Below are 380 nucleotides of genomic sequence, written 5' to 3' on the forward strand. Positions count from 1 at the left end.
TGGATGTTGCTGAAAATTGCTGATAACTCTTGGCACCTGGGAAACCCCCTCTGGATGTTGCTGAAAATTGCCCCTCTGGATGTTGCTGAAAATTGCCCTCTGGATGTTGCTGAAAATTGCCCTCTGGATGTTGCTGAAAATTGCCCTCTGGATGTTGCTGAAAATTGTCCCTCTGGATGTTGCTGAAAATTGCTGATAACTCTTGGCACCTGGGGAAACCCCCTCTGGATGTTGCTGAAAATTGCTGATAACTCTTGGCACCTGGGGAACCCCCTCTGGATGTTGCTGAAAATTGCTGATAACTCTTGGCACCTGGGGAACCCCCTCTGGATGTTGCTGAAAATTGCCCTCTGGATGTTGCTGATAACTCTTGGCACCTG

General features: G+C 48.4%; 1 protein-coding gene. It reads left to right on the forward strand.

What is annotated here, in order from left to right; translation table 11 throughout:
- On the forward strand, positions 1-186 hold a 186-nt coding region (locus GQA99_RS20710; protein ID WP_206194600.1), incomplete at its 5' end, for a hypothetical protein.
- Between the last annotated feature and the right edge of the window lie 194 nt (positions 187-380).

Origin of the sequence: Shewanella litoralis (assembly GCF_009828585.1) — a bacterium.
Lineage (GTDB): Bacteria > Pseudomonadota > Gammaproteobacteria > Enterobacterales > Shewanellaceae > Shewanella > Shewanella litoralis.